Annotated in this window: 16 protein-coding genes and 1 tRNA gene; 6 read left to right on the top strand and 11 right to left on the bottom strand. The window is 69.0% G+C overall.

Annotated elements, in window-relative coordinates; genetic code table 11:
- Positions 1–114 precede the first annotated feature (114 nt).
- The 7 genes from HEP81_RS18390 to HEP81_RS18420 all read right to left on the bottom strand — a co-directional run bounded on the left by HEP81_RS18390 (position 115) and on the right by HEP81_RS18420 (position 8,100).
- On the bottom strand, positions 115–1,131 hold the full coding sequence (locus tag HEP81_RS18390; protein WP_037658382.1) for a helix-turn-helix transcriptional regulator: 1,017 nt from the start codon (positions 1,129–1,131) through the stop codon (positions 115–117).
- Between the two features lie 209 nt (positions 1,132–1,340).
- Positions 1,341–2,447, bottom strand: a complete 1,107-nt coding sequence (locus tag HEP81_RS18395) for a sugar ABC transporter substrate-binding protein (protein WP_037658381.1) — start codon at positions 2,445–2,447, stop codon at positions 1,341–1,343.
- A gap of 338 nt (positions 2,448–2,785) precedes the next feature.
- The gene (locus tag HEP81_RS18400) at positions 2,786–3,241 is read right to left on the bottom strand and encodes a heat shock protein transcriptional repressor HspR (RefSeq protein ID WP_037658517.1); all 456 of its coding nucleotides are present in this window, start codon (positions 3,239–3,241) and stop codon (positions 2,786–2,788) included.
- A gap of 5 nt (positions 3,242–3,246) precedes the next feature.
- On the bottom strand, positions 3,247–4,422 hold the full coding sequence (gene dnaJ, locus HEP81_RS18405) for a molecular chaperone DnaJ (RefSeq protein ID WP_037658379.1): 1,176 nt from the start codon (positions 4,420–4,422) through the stop codon (positions 3,247–3,249).
- Between the two features lie 36 nt (positions 4,423–4,458).
- On the bottom strand, positions 4,459–5,133 hold the full coding sequence (gene grpE / locus HEP81_RS18410; RefSeq protein WP_037658377.1) for a nucleotide exchange factor GrpE: 675 nt from the start codon (positions 5,131–5,133) through the stop codon (positions 4,459–4,461).
- Complete coding sequence (dnaK, locus tag HEP81_RS18415; protein WP_093679426.1) at positions 5,130–6,974, bottom strand: molecular chaperone DnaK; 1,845 nt, start codon at positions 6,972–6,974, stop codon at positions 5,130–5,132. Before dnaK ends, grpE begins: the two co-directional genes overlap by 4 nt.
- Before the next feature lie 94 nt (positions 6,975–7,068).
- Positions 7,069–8,100: an MraY family glycosyltransferase gene (locus tag HEP81_RS18420; protein ID WP_037658373.1), complete on the bottom strand. Its 1,032-nt coding sequence runs from the start codon at positions 8,098–8,100 to the stop codon at positions 7,069–7,071.
- 220 nt (positions 8,101–8,320) lie between these two features.
- On the opposite strand from HEP81_RS18420, the gene HEP81_RS18425 reads away from it, so the two are divergent.
- Positions 8,321–10,603 (top strand): (Fe-S)-binding protein, encoded by a 2,283-nt coding sequence (locus HEP81_RS18425; protein WP_037658372.1) that lies wholly within the window; start codon positions 8,321–8,323, stop codon positions 10,601–10,603.
- 139 nt (positions 10,604–10,742) lie between these two features.
- Here HEP81_RS18425 and HEP81_RS18430 read toward each other — a convergent pair whose 3' ends face one another.
- Positions 10,743–11,069: an antibiotic biosynthesis monooxygenase family protein gene (locus HEP81_RS18430; protein WP_037658371.1), complete on the bottom strand. Its 327-nt coding sequence runs from the start codon at positions 11,067–11,069 to the stop codon at positions 10,743–10,745.
- Between the two features lie 109 nt (positions 11,070–11,178).
- Between HEP81_RS18430 and HEP81_RS18435 the strand changes: the two genes are divergently transcribed.
- Positions 11,179–12,282: a Yip1 family protein gene (locus HEP81_RS18435; protein WP_172636898.1), complete on the top strand. Its 1,104-nt coding sequence runs from the start codon at positions 11,179–11,181 to the stop codon at positions 12,280–12,282.
- Positions 12,283–12,359: 77 nt separating this feature from the next.
- On the opposite strand, the gene HEP81_RS18440 is transcribed toward HEP81_RS18435, so the two are convergent.
- Together HEP81_RS18440 and dcd are read right to left on the bottom strand one after the other, a co-directional pair.
- Complete coding sequence (locus HEP81_RS18440; protein WP_037658369.1) at positions 12,360–12,857, bottom strand: phosphoribosyltransferase; 498 nt, start codon at positions 12,855–12,857, stop codon at positions 12,360–12,362.
- 13 nt (positions 12,858–12,870) lie between these two features.
- Entirely contained in the window at positions 12,871–13,446 is a 576-nt protein-coding gene (gene dcd / locus HEP81_RS18445; RefSeq protein ID WP_037658368.1) for a dCTP deaminase, read from the bottom strand.
- Between the two features lie 548 nt (positions 13,447–13,994).
- Here dcd and HEP81_RS18450 point away from each other — a divergent pair.
- The 4 genes from HEP81_RS18450 to HEP81_RS40925 all read left to right on the top strand — a co-directional run bounded on the left by HEP81_RS18450 (position 13,995) and on the right by HEP81_RS40925 (position 17,569).
- Positions 13,995–14,068 (top strand) — tRNA-Gly (locus HEP81_RS18450).
- Positions 14,069–14,172: 104 nt separating this feature from the next.
- The gene (locus tag HEP81_RS18455) at positions 14,173–14,871 is read left to right on the top strand and encodes a serine hydrolase domain-containing protein (RefSeq protein WP_397911833.1); all 699 of its coding nucleotides are present in this window, start codon (positions 14,173–14,175) and stop codon (positions 14,869–14,871) included.
- 640 nt (positions 14,872–15,511) lie between these two features.
- On the top strand, positions 15,512–17,191 hold the full coding sequence (locus HEP81_RS18460) for an RICIN domain-containing protein (RefSeq protein WP_037658516.1): 1,680 nt from the start codon (positions 15,512–15,514) through the stop codon (positions 17,189–17,191).
- A 54-nt stretch (positions 17,192–17,245) separates the two neighbouring features.
- Positions 17,246–17,569, top strand: a complete 324-nt coding sequence (locus HEP81_RS40925) for an RICIN domain-containing protein (RefSeq protein WP_037658364.1) — start codon at positions 17,246–17,248, stop codon at positions 17,567–17,569.
- 153 nt (positions 17,570–17,722) lie between these two features.
- Here the strand turns inward: HEP81_RS40925 and HEP81_RS18465 are convergent, their stop codons facing one another.
- Entirely contained in the window at positions 17,723–20,152 is a 2,430-nt protein-coding gene (locus HEP81_RS18465) for a non-reducing end alpha-L-arabinofuranosidase family hydrolase (RefSeq protein ID WP_051850322.1), read from the bottom strand.
- Between the last annotated feature and the right edge of the window lie 201 nt (positions 20,153–20,353).

Below are 20,353 nucleotides of genomic sequence, written 5' to 3' on the forward strand. Positions count from 1 at the left end.
GTGTGCGCAGGGCCGCGCGATGGACGAACGCGCCCTGCGCACCGGGCGGACCGACGCCACCGGCGCCGAGCGCACCATGGCCCTTGAGATCCGTCGGGCGGAGGGGACGCGGGCTCACAACGAGGCGTCCCGGGCGGCCGGCAGGCCCCTGCCGCTGCCGTCCAGGCCCGCCTGGGCGATGCGCACCCCCAGCTGGGTACGGCTCGCCGCGCCCAGGGTCTCCGACAGGCGGGCGATGTGCGCGCGGCAGGTGCGCACGCTGATGCCGAGCCGCTCGGCGATCACCGCGTCCTGGTGGCCCTCGGCGAGCAGCGCCGCGATGGACTGCTCGCGGTGCGAGATGCCCTCGATACCGGTGTCCGGCAGCGGCGCGGTGAGCGGGATGGCGAGCCGCCACAGCCGCTCGAAGACGGTCACCAGGTACTCCACCAGCGCCGGGTGGCGCAGCTCCAGGGCCATGGTGCGGTCGGCGTTCGCCGGGATGAAGGCCACGGTGCGGTCGAAGAGGATGAGCCGGTCGATGACCTCGTCCAGCGTGCGGGCCTCCACCGTGTCGCCCATCAGCTCCAGGTAGTTGAGCAGCCCCTGTCCGTGCCGGGCCACATGCGTGTACAGGTCCCGCATCCGCACGCCCCGCCCGCGCAGGGCCAGCGCCCGGTGCAGGCCCTCGGTCAGCTCGGCCTCCCGGCGGATGCCGCCCGGCTGGACGGTGAGCACCTCGGTGGTGCACGCCTGCGTCGCCTCGTCCATCGCGGCCTGGATCCGGGACAGCCCGTCCAGCACCCGTACCGCACTGCCCCCGCCCGGCGCCGCGAGCGCCTGCGACTGGCCGAGCCCGGCGTACCACTCGAAAGCGGCCACCGCCGAGCCCACCCGGCGCTGGCTCTCACTGACCTCGTCGTAGACCCCGCGCAGCAGCCGGGTCATGACCTCCTGCGGGGAGGTGGGGACCAGCCAGTCCATGTCGTCGGGGTCCGGGTGCAGCAGGGCCAGTTCCAGCAGGCAGGGCACCGCCTCGGCCTCGACGCGCGGCACCCGGCCCCGGCGCACCGCCCGTTCGTACACGCGGTCCCCGGCCTCGCACAGCCGGTCGGCACCGTGAGGATGCTGCTCCGCCCTCCGCCCGGCCATCGCGCATTCCACCCCCGGTGTGCTGCCACTTCCGCAGCGCAACTATGCGTGGCGCCGACCGGGTCCGCAACACGGCTCCCCGCACCCCGACGGGCGTTAACCGCCGCCTTGCGGGGGTATCTCCCGGGCTCCGTGCCGCGCACCGCGACCAGCCGCCGCCGGCTCCGGACACCCGCCCGGAACCCCGGCCGCCGTACCCCGCGGACGGGTTATTTCAGGCCGATCGCGGCGCACTGCGCCTTGAACTTGGCGGTGCAGATGTCGTCCACGGTGTAGATGCCGTCCGCGATGACCGTGTCCTTGATGGTCTTGCGCGTCAGGGCGCTCACCTGGACCAGCTTGGACGGGATGTTCTTGGTGGTGGGGCTGTCCACCTTGTCCTCGGTGAGCGCGTCGAACTGGATGTCCTTGCCCTGGACCTTGGAGACGGCCATCTGCGCGGCGGCCTCGGCCTCGTCCGGGTAGGACTTGTAGACGCTCATGTACTGCTCGCCCGCCACCACCCGCTGTACGGCGTCCAGCTCGGCGTCCTGGCCGGTGACCGGCGGCAGGCTGGTGACACCCGCGGCCTTCAGGGCCTTGATGACACCGCCCGCCATGCCGTCGTTGGCGGAGTAGACGCCCGCGATGTTGCCCGCGCCGATCTGGCTGATCGCCTTCGCCATGTTGGCCTGGGCGTTCTCCGGCTTCCAGTCCGTGGTGTCGTAGCTGGCCGCGATGGTCACCTTGCCGTTCAGCTCGGAGAGCGCGCCCTCCTTGAACTGCTTGGCGTTCGGGTCGGTGGGCGAGCCGTTCATCATCACGATCTTCGTGGCGGTGCTCGCGTTCGAGCCGAGCGCGTCCAGCAGCGAGCGGCCCTGCACCTCGCCGACGAGCTCGTTGTCGAAGGAGACGTACGCGCTGATCGGGCCCTCGGCCAGGCGGTCGTAGGCGATGACCGGGATGCCCGCGTCCTTGGCCTTCTTCACCTCGCCCGCGATGGCGCGCGAGTCGACGGCGTCCAGCAGGATCACATCGACCTTGTCGTCGATCATCTTCTGCATCTGGCCGGACTGCTTCGCCGCGTCCGCGTTCGCGTTCTCGTACTCGACCTTGCCCTGCTTGGCGGTCAGGTCGGAGACCTTGCTCTTGATGATGGGGTAGTCGAACTTGTCGTAGCGCGTGTTGGTCTTCTCCGGCAGCAGCAGACCCACGGTGAGGTCGTCGCCCTTGGCCGGGCTCGCGCTCGTGCTGTCCCCCGTCGCGTTCAGGACGCCGCAGCCGGCCAGCGAGAGGGTCGCCGCGGAGGCGGCCACGGACAGGGCGATACGGCGCATACGAGGGCTCACTTCACGTGTGTTTCGGACGTGGGTGCTGCTATAGGACCCAGGTGTCTGAAAAGACAACGCGGAGCCGACAGCCGGCGTCAAGAAGCCTTGCTTAACGAGTGGGCAACACTACGCGCCGTCCAACATGTGAAAGCAATGGGGAAACCTCTCCAAACACTCTTTACGGACCGTCCATCCAAGGGGAGTTCACGAGGCGGCAAAGAATGGGTTGTGCCCGCGCCGCGTCCGTCGGGTCCGTCACCGGAGCCGCCGGGTGCGGGGACGGCGAAGGGCCCGCGGACGGGATGCGTCCGCGGGCCCCTCGCCGTGCGTGGTACGGCGGATGCTCAGTCGCCCTGCTGCGGGGACCGCTTGGGCCGCCACACGACCAGCGCGCTGGTCTGCTGGACCTCCTGATACGGGACCAGGTCCCGCCGGTAGGAGGCGTGCACGGCGGCCTCGCGCTGACGCATGGTGGCCGCCGCTCCGTCCAGGGCCGACTCCAGCTCCGCGACACGGGACTGGAGCGCGGCGACCTGGTTCTCCAGTTCGATGATGCGCTTGATGCCGGCCAGGTTGATGCCCTCGTCCTGCGACAACTGCTGCACCTGGCGGAGCAGTTCGATGTCACGGGCCGAGTAGCGCCGGCCCCGGCCCGCGGTGCGGTCCGGGGAGACCAGGCCCAGGCGGTCGTACTGGCGCAGCGTCTGCGGGTGGAGTCCGGAGAGCTGGGCCGCCACCGAGATGACGTAGACCGGGGACTCCTCGGTCAGTTCGTACGGATTGCGCCGGCGGCCTTCCATCACGCTCAAGCTCCCTTCGCGGCCTCGAACAGCTCCGCCCGCGGGTCCTCGCCCGCGGTCGCCTCGCGATACGCCTCCAGTGCGTCACGAGCCTTCCCCGACAGGTCCTCCGGGACACTCACCTCGACGGTGACCAGGAGGTCGCCGCGGGTGCCGTCCTTGCGGACCGCGCCCTTGCCGCGGGCCCGCATGGTCCTGCCGTTCGGAGTGCCCGGGGGCAGCTTCAGGGTGACCGGCGGGCCGCCGAGGGTCGGCACCCGCACCTCGCCGCCGAGCGCGGCCTCCGCGAAGGTGACCGGGACGGTCACCGTGAGGTTGTCGCCCTTGCGGCCGAACACCGGGTGCTCGCCCACGTGCACGGTCACATACAGATCGCCGGCCGGTCCGCCCCGCTCGCCGGGGGCGCCCTTGCCGCGCAGCCGGATCCGCTGCCCGTCGGTGACACCCGCCGGGATGCGGACCTGCATGGTGCGCGAGGACTTGGCGCGTCCGCTGCCCTTGCAGTCCGGGCAGGGGTTCTCGGCGATCAGACCGCGGCCCTTGCAGTCGGGGCAGGGGTCGGTCAGCGAGAAGCCGCCGCCCGAGCCCCGGGCGATCTGACCGGTGCCGACACAGGTCGGGCACACCCGGGGCGTGCCGTTCTTGTCGCCGGTGCCGGAACAGGCCTTGCAGGGCTGCTGGGAGGTCATCCGCAGCGGCACCGTGGCCCCCTCGATCGCCTCGGTGAAGCTGAGGGTGACCTCGGTGTCCACGTCCTGGCCGCGGCGCGGCTGCGTACGGGTCGCCCCGCCCGCGCCGCCGCGGTTGAACAGGCCCCCGAAGACATCGCCGAGCCCGCCGCCGAAGCCGCCGCTCTGGGCGGTGCCGCCGCCTCCGAAGAGGTCGCCCAGGTCGAAGTTGAAGTTGCCGCCGCCGGCGCCCGGCCCGGGGCCGAAGCCGCCGTTGCCGAACAGGGCGCGCGCCTCGTCGTACTCCTTGCGCTTCTTGGGGTCGCCGAGGACATCGTTCGCCTCGGAGATCTCCTTGAAACGCTCCTCGGCCTTGGCGTTGCCCTTGTTGGCGTCCGGGTGGAACTCGCGCGCGAGCTTCCGGTACGCCTTCTTGATCTCGGCCTCGGTGGCGTCCTTGGGGACGCCGAGGACCTTGTAGAAGTCCTTCTCGATGAAGTCCTTGGTGCTCATCCCCGACGTCCCTCCTTCCCGTCCGCTGTGATTACGTCAGCCCTCCTCCGGGCCACCGTTCTCCTTGTCGTCGGCCGCCTCGGACTTCTCCTCGGCGCCCTCGGCCTTGCCCGCCTTCTCCGGCTTCCCGGCCTGCGCGCCCGGCTGCGGCTCTGCCACGGCCACCCGCGCGGGGCGGATGGTGCGCTCGCCGATGCGATACCCGGGCTGAAGGATCGCCACGCAGGTCGTCTCGGTGACGTCCGGCGCGTAGCTGTGCATCAGGGCCTCGTGGATGGTCGGGTCGAAGGGCTCGCCCTCCTTGCCGAACTGCTGGAGGCCCAGCTTGGCCGCGGTGGCCTCCGTCGACTCGGCCACCGACTTGAAGCCGCCGACCAGTTCGCCGTGTTCCCGTGCGCGGCCGATGTCGTCGAGCACGGGCAGCAGCTCGGTCAGGAGGTTCGCGACGGCGACCTCCTTGACCGTGGCCCGGTCCCGCTCGACCCGGCGGCGGTAGTTCTGGTACTCGGCCTGGAGCCGCTGGAGGTCCGCGGTGCGCTCGTTCAGCGCGGTGCGTACCTGGTCCAGCTGGGCGACCAGACCGGCGTCTGCGTTCGCGTCCCCGGCCGGGGCCGCCCCCTCCTTGGGGGCGGCCTTCGACTCGGCGTCGTCAGGGGTGGCGCCGGAGGGGACGTCGGGCTTCTCCTCGAAGCCCGGGGTCTCCTCCGTCACGCGGCACCGTCCTTGCGCTCGTCGTCCACGATCTCGGCGTCCACGACGTCGTCGTCGGCCTTGGCCTGGCCGGCGTCGGCGTCACCGGCACCCGCGGCCTGCGCGCCCTGGGCGTCGGCGTACATCGCCTGGCCGAGCTTCTGCGAGACGGCCGCGACCTTCTCGGTGGCGGTGCGGATCTCGGCGGTGTCCTCGCCCTTGAGCTTCTCCTTCAGCTCGGCGATGGCGGACTCCACCTCGGTCTTGACCTCGCCCGGGACCTTGTCCTCGTTGTCCTTGAGGAACTTCTCGGTCTGGTAGACGAGCTGCTCGCCCTGGTTGCGGGTCTCGGCGGCCTCGCGGCGCTTGTGGTCGTCCTCCGCGTAGCGCTCGGCCTCCTCGCGCATGCGGTCGACCTCGTCCTTCGGCAGCGAGGAGCCGCCGGTGACGGTCATCTTCTGCTCCTTGCCGGTGCCGAGGTCCTTCGCCGTGACGTGCATGATGCCGTTGGCGTCGATGTCGAAGGAGACCTCGATCTGCGGGACGCCGCGGGGCGCCGGCGGCAGACCGGTCAGCTCGAACATGCCGAGCTTCTTGTTGTACGCCGCGATCTCGCGCTCGCCCTGGTAGACCTGGATCTGCACGGACGGCTGGTTGTCCTCGGCCGTGGTGAAGATCTCGGAGCGCTTCGTCGGGATCGTGGTGTTGCGCTCGATCAGCTTGGTCATGATGCCGCCCTTGGTCTCGATACCGAGGGACAGCGGGGTGACGTCGAGCAGCAGGACGTCCTTGACCTCGCCCTTGAGGACACCGGCCTGGAGCGAGGCGCCGATGGCGACGACCTCGTCCGGGTTGACGCCCTTGTTGGCCTCCTTGCCGCCGGTCAGCTCCTTGACGAGCTCGGCCACGGCGGGCATACGGGTGGAGCCACCGACGAGGACGACGTGGTCGATCTCGTTGATGGAGATGCCGGCGTCCTTGATGACGTTGTGGAACGGCGTCTTGCAGCGCTCCAGCAGGTCGGCCGTCAGCTGCTGGAACTGGGCGCGGGTGAGCTTCTCGTCCAGGTGCAGCGGGCCCTCGGCGGACGCCGTGATGTAGGGCAGGTTGATCGAGGTCTCGGTGGACGAGGACAGCTCGATCTTGGCCTTCTCGGCGGCCTCACGCAGGCGCTGGAGGGCCATCTTGTCCTTGGACAGGTCCACGCCGTGACCGGACTGGAACTGCTTGACCAGGTAGTCGACGACGCGCTGGTCCCAGTCGTCACCACCGAGGTGGTTGTCACCGTTGGTGGCCTTCACCTCGACGACGCCGTCGCCGATCTCCAGCAGGGATACGTCGAAGGTGCCGCCGCCGAGGTCGAAGACGAGGATCGTCTGGTCGTCCTTGTCGAGGCCGTAGGCCAGCGCGGCGGCCGTCGGCTCGTTGACGATGCGCAGGACGTTCAGGCCCGCGATCTCGCCGGCCTCCTTCGTCGCCTGGCGCTCGGAGTCGTTGAAGTACGCCGGGACGGTGATGACCGCGTCGGTCACCTTCTCGCCCAGGTACGCCTCGGCGTCCCGCTTGAGCTTCTGGAGGATGAAGGCGCTCATCTGCTGCGGGTTGAACTGCTTCCCGTCGAGCTCGATCTTCCAGTCCGTGCCCATGTGGCGCTTCACGGAGCGGATGGTCCGGTCCACGTTCGTGACCGCCTGGCGCTTGGCGACCTCGCCGACCAGCACCTCGCCGTTCTTCGCGAAGGCGACGACGGACGGCGTGGTCCTGGCACCCTCGGCGTTGGTGATGACGGTGGGCTCGCCGCCCTCCAGAACGCTGACGACGGAGTTAGTCGTGCCCAGGTCGATGCCGACCGCACGTGCCATGGTTGATTCCTCCAGCTGACTTGAGTGCAACGGACTCAAGTGTGCACGAGCGGGCCGCTGGGGTCAACAGACCTGAGTCATCCAGACTCAAGTCTTATCCGTTCCTTACACGCAACCGCTCGCTGACCTGCGTCGATGCCATACGGCGAGGCCGCTGGACCGGAATCCGAACAGGCGCCCGCAGGAGTACGAGCACCAGGACGGCCGCTCCTCCCGCCACCCAGAGCGCGAGTTCCTCCCGCGCCCACCCGGCGTGCACGAGCACTCCCGCGAACACCGCGGCGAAGGCGCACACCCCGAGCACCACCACGGCCCCCGGCTGGGTGAGCCCGAACCGCCGCAGCCGGTGCACCAGGTGGTCCGGACCGCGCCGCAGCAGCGGCCGGCGCCCGAGCAGCCGTACGAGCACCACCAGGGCGGCGTCCGCGAGGGCGACGGCGCCGAGGCAGAACAGCACGGCCGCGCTCGGCCCGATCGCGTACCCCGCGCGGGTGAAGACGACCCCGGAGGACAGCAGGAACCCGGTGAACAGCGAACCGCAGGCGCCGAGTCCGACGCGGGCGGGATGCCAGTTGTGCATCAGGAAGCCGGTGAGGGCGGCGGCGAACACGCTGAGCAGGACGGCGAGCCCGTCCATCACCTCGATGGCGGCGCAGACTCCGGCCCCGAAGGCGGTGACCACACCCACGGTCCCGGCAAGCCCGTCCGCGTGGTCGAGCCCCCGGAAGGCGAGCGTGACGAGGACGATCCCGGCCACGGCGAGCGCGCCCCCGGCCACCCCCGTCTCGTCGTAGGGCACCACGCAGGCCGCCGCGACCGCCGTACCGGCGGCGATCACCCGGCCGCGCAGCCGCCAGACGTCGGCGACCAGGCCGAGCAGTCCGACCGCCACGGCGGCCAGGAGCAGCCCGCCGACCCCGTCACCCAGCGGGGCGACCCGGGTCCATTCACCCGTCCAGGCGACCAGCGAGGTGACGGTGACGACGGCGAGGCCGCCGAGCAGGGGCAGCGGACGGCTCCGGCGCCGGTCGACGACCCCCGCCCGCAGGGCGGGCAGCCGGAGCAGTGCCGCGAGGACGGCGGTGAGCAGCAGGGCGGCGGAGGCCGCAGCGATCCCGTAGAGCACAGCCCTAAGGTAGGGGTGAAAGTAGCAATTCGGGATGAATAACACGATCAGATTGCCCTTCAGGTGATCAGCACGTCACCATGGGCGGCCACTCAGCGACCCATATCACCCCGCGCTCCCCTGCGGCGCGACGGAAGATAGGGGTAGTCTCAGAGAACCACATAAGTTACCGCTTAGTAATGTCCGCTCGGTCAATTCGAGGCCGCCCTCAGGAGCCCCAATGCAACTCGCCGCGATCATCGTGTCGCTGGTCCTGATCGTGGTCGGCGTGGCACTGTTCGGCCGCGCCCTCCTCCAGATCTTCAACTTCATGCGTCTCGGCCAGCCCGTGCCGGCCGGGACCAGGACCAATGACCCCGCACAGCGCACCGTCACGGTGGCCAAGGAGTTCCTCGGCCACACCCGGATGAACCGCTGGGGCATCGTCGGGGTGGCGCACTGGTTCGTGGCGGTGGGCTTCTTCTCGCTGCTGCTGACGATCGTCAACGCGATCGGCCAGCTCTTCAAGGCGGACTGGCTTCTGCCGATCATCGGCGACTGGGCGCCGTACAACGTCTTCGTCGAGTTCCTCGGCACCATGACCACGATCGGCATCCTGGTGCTGATCGTGATCCGCCAGCTGAGCAAGCCGAACAAGCCGGGCCGCAAGTCCCGCTTCGCCGGCTCGAACTTCGGCCAGGCGTACTTCGTCGAGGCCGTCATCCTGATCGTCGGCGTCTGCATCTTCACGCTGCACGCCCTGGAAGGCGCCCAGCACCACGTCGACGGCTACGAGGCGTCGTTCTTCATCTCGTATCCGGTCGTCGCCTGGTTCAAGGGCATGAGCGTCGGCACGCTCCAGAACCTCACCTACTTCTTCGCCGCCCTGAAGATCGCGACCTCCTTCATCTGGATGATCACGGTCGCCCTGAAGACCGACATGGGCGTGGCCTGGCATCGCTTCCTCGCCTTCCCGAACATCTGGTTCAAGCGCAACGCCGACGGCGGTACCTCGCTCGGCGCGCTGCTGCCGATGACCTCGGGCGGCAAGGCGATCGACTTCACCGACCCCGGCGAGGACGACGTCTTCGGCGTCTCCCAGGTCGAGCAGTTCTCCTGGAAGGGCCTGCTGGACTTCTCCACCTGCACCGAGTGCGGCCGCTGCCAGTCGCAGTGCCCCGCCTGGAACACCGGCAAGCCGCTGTCCCCGAAGCTGCTGATCATGTCGCTGCGGGACAACGCGCACGCCAAGGCGCCGTACCTGCTGGCCGGTGGCGGCAAGACGGTGGAGGGCGAGGAGAAGGCCTCCGAGGAGCAGCTGGCCGGGGTGCCGGCCGCGGCCCTGGCCGAGGCCGAGCGCCCGCTGATCGGCACCGCCGAGGAGAACGGCGTCATCGACCCGGACGTGCTGTGGTCCTGCACCACCTGCGGCGCCTGTGTCGAGCAGTGCCCGGTGGACATCGAGCACGTCGACCACATCGTGGACATGCGCCGCTACCAGGTCATGATCGAGTCGGCCTTCCCCTCCGAGGCGGGCACGATGCTCAAGAACCTGGAGAAGAAGGGCAACCCCTGGGGTCTGGCCAAGAAGCAGCGCCTGGAGTGGACCAAGGAGGTCGACTTCGAGGTCCCGGTCGTCGGCAAGGACATCGAGGACCTCACCGAGGTCGAGTACCTCTACTGGGTCGGCTGCGCGGGCGCGCTGGAAGACCGCGCCAAGAAGACCACGAAGGCCTTCGCCGAACTCCTCCACATCGCGGGCGTCAAGTTCGCGATCATGGGCGGCGACGAGAAGTGCACCGGTGACTCCGCCCGCCGCCTGGGCAACGAGCCTCTGTTCCAGGAGCTCGGCATGGAGAACGTGATGGCCCTGAACACGGCGTTCGGCGAGGAACTGGACGACGACGGCAAGGCCACCGAGGAATCCAGGAAGCCGAAGTCGGCGAAGAAGATCGTCGCCACCTGCCCGCACTGCCTCAACACGCTTGGCAACGAGTACCCGCAGCTCGGCGGCGACTACGAGGTCATCCACCACACCCAGCTGCTCCAGCACCTGGTGGACGAGGGCAAGCTGATCCCGGTCACGCCGGTCGAGGGCATCATCACCTACCACGACCCGTGCTACCTGGGCCGCCACAACAAGATCTACACGCCCCCGCGCGAGATCATCGGCAAGGTCCCGGGTCTGCGCAACGAGGAGATGCACCGCCACAAGGAGCGGGGCTTCTGCTGCGGCGCGGGCGGCGCGCGGATGTGGATGGAGGAGCGCATCGGCAAGCGCATCAACAACGAGCGCGTGGACGAGGCCCTCTCCCTCAACCCGGACATCGTCTCCACGGCCTGCCCCTTCTGCCTCGTCATGCTGACCGACTCGGTCAACGGCAAGAAGAACGACGGCAAGGCCAAGGAATCCATCCAGGTCGTCGACGTCGCCCAGCTGCTGCTGGACTCGGTGCGGACCCCGGTGGACCCGGCGGGCGAGTCCGAGTCCGAGACCACCCCGGAGCCCGAACCGGTCAAGTGACGGCCCCCGTGGCCCCCTGAAACCCGGCAACGCCCCCTGCTTCGCACAGGCAGGGGGCGTTGCCGTGTTCGGGGCAGGGGTGGAGAGCAGGGGACGGAGCGCCGGGCCCCGTGAAGCCGCCGAGGCCCGGCGCCGGACGTCACGCGTTCTTCGGGGCCGCCTGCTGGACCACGTCGAAGGTCCACAGGGTGGAGCCGGAGGCGGCCGGCTTGGGGCGGTCGCCCTCGGTGGCACCGCCCTGGTGGGCGGCCTTCATCGGGCCCTCCATCCACGCCTGGAAGGACGCCTCGTCACGCCAGCGGGTGTAGACGAGGTACTGGTCGGTGCCCTCGACCGGGCGCAGCAGCTCGAACCACTCGAAGCCGTCGGAGTTCTCCACCGCGTGCGCCCGCGAGGCGAACCGCTTCTCCAGGACCTCCCGCTGCTCGGCGGGCACGGTCAGCACATTGATCTTCACTACGCTCATGGGTCCATCCTGCGCCACCCGCCCCGCTCCCACGAACCCCGGCGTACCGGGCCGGGACAGTTCAAACCCGGAACCATCCCTGGTGAAACGGCTGACGACCCCTTAGGGGATGTCACAGGTCGGCCGCAATGCCGGGCCCGGACCGCCGGGCCAGGCACGTCACCCTCCGGGACCAGGTACGTTCGATGACGTGGCTGGATTCAGGATCGGACGCGGGGGCCGGGACGACCGCACCCCCCAGGGACAGCAGGCGCAGCAGGGACCGTCGTACGGCCGCTCCGGCCCGTCGGGCGGGCGACGCGGCGCGTCGTCGCACGGGCAGCAGGGGCCCCAGGCGCCCGGACAGGGCGCGGGACGGCCGTCGTACGGCTACCCGTCGCCGCAGCCGCCGCAGCCCTCTTACGGGCAGCAGTCGTACGGGCAGCCGCCGCACGCACCGCAGTCGTACGGGCAGCAGTCGTACCCCCGGCAGGGTCGCCCCTACGGGCACCAGGGCCCGGCGGACGACGGTCCGGAGTACTTCGACGACGGCTACGGGGGCGGCACGCCGGACCCGTACGCGGCGAACACCCCGGGCCACACCCAGGCCTTCTCGATCGACGAGGCCGCCGGCTACACCCAGGGCTCGACCTACCAGGCCGGCTCCGCCGCCGCGCCCGCCCCGCCGGTGGGCCCGCCGCTGCACTGGAAGGAACTGCTGCGGGGGATCGTCCTCTCCCCCGACCCGACCTTCCTGCGCATGCGGGACTACACGATGTGGGGCCCGGCCCTGATCGTGACCTTCCTCTACGGCCTGCTCGCCGTCTTCGGCTTCGACGACGCCCGCAAGGAGGCCATCGGCGCCACACTGTCCAACGCGGTGCCGATCGTGCTGATCACCGCGGTCGTGATGGTGCTCGGCCTGTTCATCCTCGGCGTGGTCACCCACACCCTGGCCCGCCAGCTCGGCGGCGACGGCGCCTGGCAGCCCACGGTGGGCCTGTCCATGCTGATCACGGCCCTCACGGACGCGCCCCGCCTGGTCTTCGCCATGTTCTTCGGCGGTGACGCGGGCTTCGTCCAGATACTCGGCTGGGCCACCTGGCTCGCCGCGGGCGCGCTGCTCACCGTGATGGTGTCCCGCTCCCACGACCTGCCGTGGCCGAAGGCGCTGGGCGCGTCGGCGATCCAGCTGATCGCGCTCCTGTCGATCGTGAAGCTGGGCACGTTCTAGTTCCCGGTTCGACATGTGAGAGGGCCCTGGTGGTATGCCACCGGGGCCCTCTCACATGTCCGACGTGTCCGTGTTCCTCAGGCGTCGAGCACCTGGTCGTCCCGCTTCACGACGGGCGGCTGCACGCTCCACGGGAAGTTGATCCAGTCGTCGGTGCGCTTCCAGACGTACTCGCACTTCACGAGGGAGTGGGACTTCTCGTAGACCACGGCGGAGCGCACCTCGGCGACGGTGTCGAGGCAGAAGTCGCGGACCAGCTTGAGCGTCTTGCCGGTGTCGGCGACGTCGTCGGTGATCAGGACCTTCTTGTCGGAGAAGTCGATCACGTTCGGGACCGGTGCGAGCATGACCGGCATTTCGAGGGTCGTGCCCACGCCGGTGTAGAACTCGACGTTCACCAGGTGGATGTTCTTGCAGTCGAGGGCGTAGGCGAGCCCGCCGGCCACGAACACACCGCCCCGGGCGATGCTGAGCACGATGTCCGGCTCGTACCCGTCGTCCGCGATGGTCTGGGCCAGCTCACGGATGGCGCCGCCGAAGGCGTCGTAGGTCAGATTCTCCCGCACGTCACTCATGTTCTGGATGCCCTCACACCTGGGTCCGATGGAAATTGACATAGGACCGCGAGGCGGTCGGCCCGCGCTGGCCCTGGTACCGCGAGCCGTAGCGCTCACTGCCGTACGGGAACTCCGCGGGCGAGGACAGCCGGAACAGGCACAGCTGGCCGATCTTCATCCCCGGCCAGAGCTTGATGGGCAGGGTGGCGAGGTTCGACAGCTCAAGGGTGACGTGACCGCTGAAGCCCGGGTCGATGAACCCGGCGGTGGAGTGGGTGACCAGACCGAGCCGGCCCAGCGAGCTCTTGCCCTCAAGGCGCGAGGCGAGGTCGTCGGGCAGCGAGATGACCTCGTACGTCGACGCGAGCACGAACTCACCGGGGTGCAGGATGAACGGCTCGTCACCGTCCGGCTCCACCAGCCGCGTCAGATCGGCCTGCTCGACGGAGGGGTCGATGTGCGGGTACCGGTGGTTCTCGAACACCCGGAAATAGCGGTCCAGCCGAACATCGACGCTCGACGGCTGCACCATGGATTCGTCAAAGGGATCGATCCGCACTCGCCCGGCGTCGATCTCGGCCCGGATGTCCTTGTCTGAGAGAAGCACGTAGCGAGGATACGCAAGGCGCGCGGAGCCATGACAATCGTGACGACTCCGCGCGCCGGTGGTGACGACGCGGCTACCCCGCGTACGTGACTACTTCGCCGCCTACCCCTGCTTCTGCAAGGCGACCGGCACGACGCTGCGGAGCCGCGCGCATCGAGGGCACCGCATGAGCCGACCGGGGCCGAGCCGCTCGGCCTGCTGCATCGGGAACGAAGCGGTGCTGAAGACGTGCCCATCGGCACAGCGGACGACGGTGCGTTCCATCAAGTCCCTTAAGTCCCTTCCCCAAGAGCCTCGTCGGGCTGACCAACCTGACGACAAAAGCCACATTACGGGATCAAAGAAACGACTCTCCAGGCGGCACTCCGACCCCACCCGGACCCTCTCGCAGCGCCCCCACCGTACGCCCCAACTCCCGCCCCCCGCAGCCGGATCCCCACCCTGAAACCCACTCACACCTCGGGGGTTCGAGCACCGGGAGCCCGCGATGAGGTACAGTGAGCGAGCGTCGGACAGAGACCGCTCTCGGGAACTTTGTCCGTACTTACGCGGGTGTAGTTTAATGGTAGAACATCAGCTTCCCAAGCTGAGAGCGCGAGTTCGATTCTCGTCACCCGCTCCAGAGAAAACCCCAGGTCAATGGCCTGGGGTTTGTTTTTTGTCTAGACCAATTTGGGGGCAGAACCTTCCGAAGAGCGGTACTCGCGCCGGGTGATCCCCGTCTCGGTGCGTTTCTGGCGCGAGGTCACCGGCCATCCGCTCGGTGCCGTAACTGCCGGGCAGCTGCTGACGCATACGGCCGGCGTTCCACTGCGGGCCCAGCTGAAGAATCTCTACGGCACGAGTGCCGACGAGATCCGCCGCGGCGTACTGCACGAGCAACTCCACCGGCCGCCAGGCGAGGCTGTCGCGTACACGGACCGGGCCGCCCTCGTCCTCGGCCACCTCGCCGAGTATCTCTCCGGCCAGCTCCTGGACCAACCGGCCACCACTCGCACCTGGCTCCCCATGGGCATGGACTCCACCCGCCTTGGCCCCTGCCCGCCGAAATCGCCGCCCGCTGCGCCCCGACCGAACTCGACCAGGGCACCGACACCCACCTCAAGGGCATCGCCCATGACTTCTCCGCCCGCCTCCTGGGCGGCGTCTGCGGCATCGCCGGTGTCTTCACCGTCCTGGACGACCTCGCCGCCTTCCCGCGCTACATGCTCGCCCCGGCCGTATCCCCTTCCAGCGCCGGTTTCGGCACCAAGTGGACCGCACGCTCCCTGTCCATCCAGACGGGAGAACTTGAGCCGATCCGTGGCCCGTTCTGGCACCCGGCCCCTGGTACCAGCGCCGTACAGGACGTTTGGATCCACTACGGCTTCGCCGGTACCGGCATGCGGATCTCGCCTTTGCGCGGACAGTGGGCGGTGCTGCTGACCAACAAGCTCTACCACACCCGCGATCGCGGACCTCTGGCCGACATCACGCATCCGGTGATCACTGATCGACAAGGACTCGCGTGGCGCTGGTGGCCACGCTCGGTACGTCCGAGGACCATCGGCTGTCGGACGAGCGGCTGGAGTCCTCGTCCTGGGAGTCACAGGCCACACGGTGAGCCGGTTCTACGACTGAGGGCCGGGCCGCGGCGGTGCCGGTCACGGTGGCCACCGGCAAGCGGATGGTGCGGGGCCGGCTGGTGGAGATCCGGCAGAACCCAGTCCGGCTGCGGCGGCCGACGCCGCACGTCAAGGCGGAGTACCGGAGTCACACGTCGCCGGTCTGTCCCGCTACGGCCTGGCTGGCCGAAAGATGTGTGGATCTTCGCGTGCGCGGCAACCTTTCGGCCTTCGCGGACCACTTGGTGTCGTCCGGCCAGGTGGTCCGGTCAGAGGCAACGGCTGAAAGAGAGCAAGACATGTCCCCAAGCCCACCCCTGTCATCGGAGGCATACCGCTCCGGCGGCCACGCCCGCGGTAGTCGCCGGTCGTCCCGCTCGACCGGCTCAACCGTCGCGCGGAGAGCAACACATCGCGGCCGTCGGTTGTTCGCGCGGCGGAGTGTCTGGGCGGCCGTCGTCATGGCTGTCGTGGCCGGCGGCGTTGTGGTGGTCAGCAGCGCCTCAGCGCAGCCCGTGGATCCGAAGGCATGGTATGTGCTGGTCAACCGCAACAGCGGCAAGGTGCTGGATGACCGCGCCTTCGCCACGGACGACGGCGCGCCGGTGGTGCAGTGGAGCCGTCACGGCGGGACCAACCAGCAGTGGCGGTTCATCGACGCGGGTGACGGGAACTACCGGCTGCAGAACCGGAACTCCGGCAAGGTACTGGACGACTACGGCTGGTCGAAGACCGCCGGCTCCGCCATGGTGCAGTGGCGCGACCACAACGGCGCCAACCAGCAGTTCCACCTGGAGAAGTCGTCGGGCGGCTACGTGCGTCTGATCAACCGCTTCAGCGGCATGGCCGTCGAGGTCCAGAAGGGCTCCAAGGCCGATGGGGGCCGCGTCGTCCAGTACCACGACCGGGGCGGCGCCGATCAGCAGTGGAAGCTTGTCCCGGCCGGGAGCATGGGCAGCACCGGCACGCCCCCCGCGACGGGCGGCAGCGTTCCCGCAAGCCAGGCTCCGAGCGGTACGCACCCGTCGTCTCCGTCGTCTCCCGCGGCCAGTGGCAGCAGTTCGGCGACACGTTTCATGGGCAGTAGCACGGTGTTCGTCGGCGGGTCGATGTCCGACGCCTCGGCGGCCGCCGCGCCGTTCGACGTGCGGTACGCCTATGTGCACAGCCAGCCCGCGCCCTCGTCGGCCTACTACTCGGCATCGCGTTGCCAGGCCGCGTGGTCGAGCTGGTGGGGCTGCTGGAACGGCAGCACCACGGCACCGGGCACGTACGTGACCTGGCGGGACACCGTGGCGGCCCAGGCGACGTACAAGGGCAGCCCGCGCCCGCAGAAGATGCTCTGGACCTGGTATTCGCTGCGCGACCTCGGGGATGCGGCAGGCCAGGGCGACGGTCCGGGCGAGGTCGTGGCCATCAACAGGGTGGACCTGCTCACCCGGTACATGAACGACTACCGTTTCTTCCTCCAGAAGATCGGCAACTCGAACGACATGATCGACCTTGAACCGGATTTCTGGGGCTACGTCCGGTCGCTCGGCGATCCGCACAAGGTTGCCGCGCAGGTCTCGGCCGCAAATCCGGCGGATTGCGGATCGCAGGAGAACAGTGCCGCCGGACTCTCCCGCTGCCTGATCTCGATGGCGCACAAGTACGCGCCGCACACCGCCGTGGGGCTCCACCTCACCTGCTGGGACTGGCAGAACAACACCCAGGGATGCGTCAAGGACTACGCGAGCCTCGGGGCACAGAACGCCGACCTCCTGGTCACCGACGTGTCGGACCGCGACGCAGGCTGGTACGCACAGCCGGCCCACGGCGGCCGTAACACCTTCTGGACCGGCCAGCAGGCCGCCGCAGCGCTGAGGTTCTACAAGACGATGGCCGAGTCCGTGGGCAAGCCGGTGGTCCTCTGGCAGATCCCCGTGGGCAACATGGCGCAGAACAACACCCTCAACCACTACAAGGACGACAAGGTGGACTGGTTCTTCGCGCACATGGACCAGGTGGCGAACGCGCACATCGTCGGCCTCCTGTTCGGTCCAGGGCAGCAGGAACAGACATCCGTCGAGACCGACGGCGGAAACCTGATCAACAAGACCATCGCCTACCACAACTCGGGTGGCACAGCACTCAAGTAGGCAGAGGTACGCAGCCGGTCGGCCATCAGAAGATGTGGCGATCGGAAGACCTGCGTGGACGCCTACGCGGGCCCGGTGTACTTCATGCTGCACGACGTGCGAAGCCAGGACCGGGCCCGGGAACTCGTCGCCGTTTCCCATGCTGCCCTGTACGGGGAGCTGGAGCCACTCAAGCGCGTGGTGCCTGAAGCTGACTTGATCTGTCCACGGACACTCCGACATCCGAGTGATGGGAAGCAGCCCGACAACCGGAGCAACCAGCAGCAGTGGAGGATCGTCGCCCTGAGCGGCGGCTACGACCAACTCGCCGACCAGGTGAGCGGGATGGCCCTGCGGTATCCGCGGTGGCATCGCGGTGCTTCGGTCCCCCTGCGATGAAGGTCCGCAGAAGAGAGAGGAACCCCAGCCGACGCACGGCTGGGGTTCCTCGAGGCGGTAAGTTCGGTCAGCAGCTGGAGTTGCCCACGTCGTAGACCGCTCGTCTACGTGCCGGCGCACCGCACCACACCGCGGCCACCGGGATGAGACGGGTCAGCGGCGCAAGGTGAGGAGACCCGGTCGCCATGGCAGTTGGTCGTAGGGGCCGCTCGCCGTGGGGGACTTGCCCTGGTAGAGGAATCGCAGGTTGCAGGGGTCGACGGTCATGGTCTGGTCGGGGTTGTCGCGGACCAGGTCACCGTGGCTGATGTCGTTGGTCCAGGTGGCGCCGCTGTTGGCCTTGCCCGCGAAGGGGTTGCTCTCGCTGGCGGCCTGCGGGGTCCACGGACCGTCCAGGCTGGAGGCCGTGAAGGAGCGGAAGTAACGCTGCTCGTTCGCACCCCGCGCCTCAACGACCATGAGGTACTGGTTCTGCCCCTGGACCTTGTAGACCTGGGGCGCCTCGAACAGGTTCTTCGTCGTGTCGCTCATGACCGTGGTGTACGACGAGCCGAAGTTGCCCGGGAAGTTCCCGATCGGCATGCTCGCCCGGTAGATCTTGCCGTTGTCACCGGCGAAGAACAGGTACATGTTCTTGCCGTCACCGATCAGGGTCTGGTCGATCGGGGTCGAGCCGGGGATGCTGCCGGTGAACAGCGGCTGCGGCGCGGACCAGCCGTTGGGGTTGGTGGGGTCGCTGGAGGTGCGGTAGATGAAGGGCCACGCACCCCACTGGTACGCCAGCACCCAGATGTTCTTGGGCGCGAAGTAGAACAGTGTGGGCGCCACCGCGTACGGCGAGCTCATCCCGGTCTGGCCGGCCGACGCCATGTCCGACCAGTTCGTGAAGGGCTTGAACATCATCGAGCCGTACGACGATCCCGTCACGTTCGACGCGTAGACCAGGTGCTTGCCGTTGTAGACCACGTCGGTGAAGTCCTTCAGCGCGGACCATCCGTTCGCCGGCTGCGCCAGCGCTCCCGTCGACGTCCACCGGTACGTCGACGGGAGAGCACATGTGCCGCCCGTCGGCCCGGGCGTCGCGGCCTTGACGTTCCAGTGCTGGTTGGCGCCGCCGGCCGAGTCCCAGACCTGGACGGGGGTGCCGTTGGCGGTCCGGCCGCCGGGGATCTCCAGTGTCCGGTCGCTGGCGACGTTGGTCAGTGTGTAGGAGCCGTCGCTGTCGCGGCCGACCCGCCAGTGCTGGTTGGCGCCGCCGTTCGAGTCCCAGACCTGCGTCCTCGTTCCGTTGCCCCTCTGGTTGCCAGGCTCCTCCAGTGCCCGGCCGCTGGCGACGTTGGTGAGCGTGTAGGAGCCGTCGCTGTTGCGGCCGGCCCGCCACTGCTGGTTGGAGGCACCGCTGGCGTCCCATACCTGGAGCGGGGTGCCGTTGGCGTTGTATCCGGCGGGCTCGTCGAGAACGCGTCCCGCGGCCGCGTCGGAGAGCGTGTAGACCGCGCCGGAGGTGATGCCGCCTGCGTCCGGCGTCCCGCCGCCGGCACCGCCCAGGGCGGTGAGCGCCGCGCTGTAGGAGGGCTTCTTGTTGCCGCCCGCGTCGAACAGCAGCGGGTTCTCACCGGTGCGCCAGGAGTCGCTGTCGCGGATGCCCCACACCGTGATGCCCGTGCAGCGGGCGACGTTCACGCACGCCTGGACAGCGTTGGCATACGCCGCCGACGACGCCTGGGCGATGTCGAGTTCGGTGATCTGGACGTCCACGCCGAGCGCGGCGAACTTGGACAGAGTGGTCTGGAAGCTCGCCGGCGGGCCGCCTGCGCCGAAGTGGCTCTGGAAACCGACGCAGTCGATGGGCACGCCGCGCGCCTTGAAGTCCTTGACCATCGCGTAGACGCCCTGCGTCTTGGCGTCGGTCCAGTTCTCGGTGTTGTAGTCGTTGTAGCAGAGTTTGGCCGAGGGGTCGGCCTTGCGGGCGGTGCGGAACGCCTCCTCGATGAAGCCGTTGCCCAGCACGTTCTGGAACACGGAGCTGCGGTGCTGACCACTGCCGCCGTCGGCGAAGGCTTCGTTGACCACGTCCCAGGCGTAGATCCTGCCCTTGTAGTGGCTCATCTCGGTGGCGATGTGGTTGTCCATCACGCTGCGCAGCGTGTTCGGGTCGGTGATCGACCTGACCCAGGCGGGCAGCTGCGAGTGCCATACCAGAGTGTGGCCGCGCATTCGCTGACCGTGGGCGGAGGCGTGGCTGACGATCGAGTCGGCCGGGCCGAAGTTGAAGGTGCCGCGGGACGGTTCGGTGGTGTCCCATTTCATCTCGTTCTCCGGGGTGATCATGTTGAACTCCCGGTCGAGAATGGTGGAGTACGTCGAGTCCCCGAGCCTGCCCGAGGCCACGGCCGTACCGAAGTAGCGGCCGCTGCCGGCCGCCTCGGCGGCCAGGGTCGGCGTGCGGGCCTTGGGCGTGTGGGCGGCCTGGGCGACGAGCGGCACGGCGGCACCCGCGGCGGCGAGAACCACGGCGGCGGCGAGCACGCGGCGGGTTGCCGGACGGCGGCGATGAGGACGGTTCTGATGTGACAACGGCATGTCCTTCTGGCACAACGGGCCTTGATCCGGCCCTGGTTACCCGTCAGTTGCCGTCACGCACACAAAGGTTGCCGCGGTCGGGGGAAGACTCTTCACGGTCGCCGCCAGCGGCTGGCGCGGCCTGCCCGCGGCCGTCACCGCGACCGCCGGCACCAGCCCGGTCGGACGCCGCCTGCACGTGGTCCACAACTGGGGCTGGTC

It is taken from the genome of Streptomyces griseofuscus, from assembly GCF_014673495.1.
Classification (GTDB): Bacteria; Actinomycetota; Actinomycetes; order Streptomycetales; family Streptomycetaceae; genus Streptomyces; species Streptomyces murinus.

Bases quoted from the DNA above. Each gene is read 5' to 3' on its own strand.
- HEP81_RS18390 (WP_037658382.1), bottom strand. From the start codon at position 1,131: ATGGCCGGGCGGAGGGCGGAGCAGCATCCTCACGGTGCCGACCGGCTG.
- HEP81_RS18395 (WP_037658381.1), bottom strand. From the start codon at position 2,447: ATGCGCCGTATCGCCCTGTCCGTGGCCGCCTCCGCGGCGACCCTCTCG.
- HEP81_RS18400 (WP_037658517.1), bottom strand. From the start codon at position 3,241: ATGGAAGGCCGCCGGCGCAATCCGTACGAACTGACCGAGGAGTCCCCG.
- dnaJ (WP_037658379.1), bottom strand. From the start codon at position 4,422: ATGAGCACCAAGGACTTCATCGAGAAGGACTTCTACAAGGTCCTCGGC.
- dnaK (WP_093679426.1), bottom strand. From the start codon at position 6,974: ATGGCACGTGCGGTCGGCATCGACCTGGGCACGACTAACTCCGTCGTC.
- HEP81_RS18425 (WP_037658372.1), top strand. From the start codon at position 8,321: ATGCAACTCGCCGCGATCATCGTGTCGCTGGTCCTGATCGTGGTCGGC.
- HEP81_RS18430 (WP_037658371.1), bottom strand. From the start codon at position 11,069: ATGAGCGTAGTGAAGATCAATGTGCTGACCGTGCCCGCCGAGCAGCGG.
- HEP81_RS18435 (WP_172636898.1), top strand. From the start codon at position 11,179: ATGTCACAGGTCGGCCGCAATGCCGGGCCCGGACCGCCGGGCCAGGCA.
- HEP81_RS18440 (WP_037658369.1), bottom strand. From the start codon at position 12,857: ATGAGTGACGTGCGGGAGAATCTGACCTACGACGCCTTCGGCGGCGCC.
- HEP81_RS18460 (WP_037658516.1), top strand. From the start codon at position 15,512: ATGGCTGTCGTGGCCGGCGGCGTTGTGGTGGTCAGCAGCGCCTCAGCG.
- HEP81_RS18465 (WP_051850322.1), bottom strand. From the start codon at position 20,152: ATGCCGTTGTCACATCAGAACCGTCCTCATCGCCGCCGTCCGGCAACC.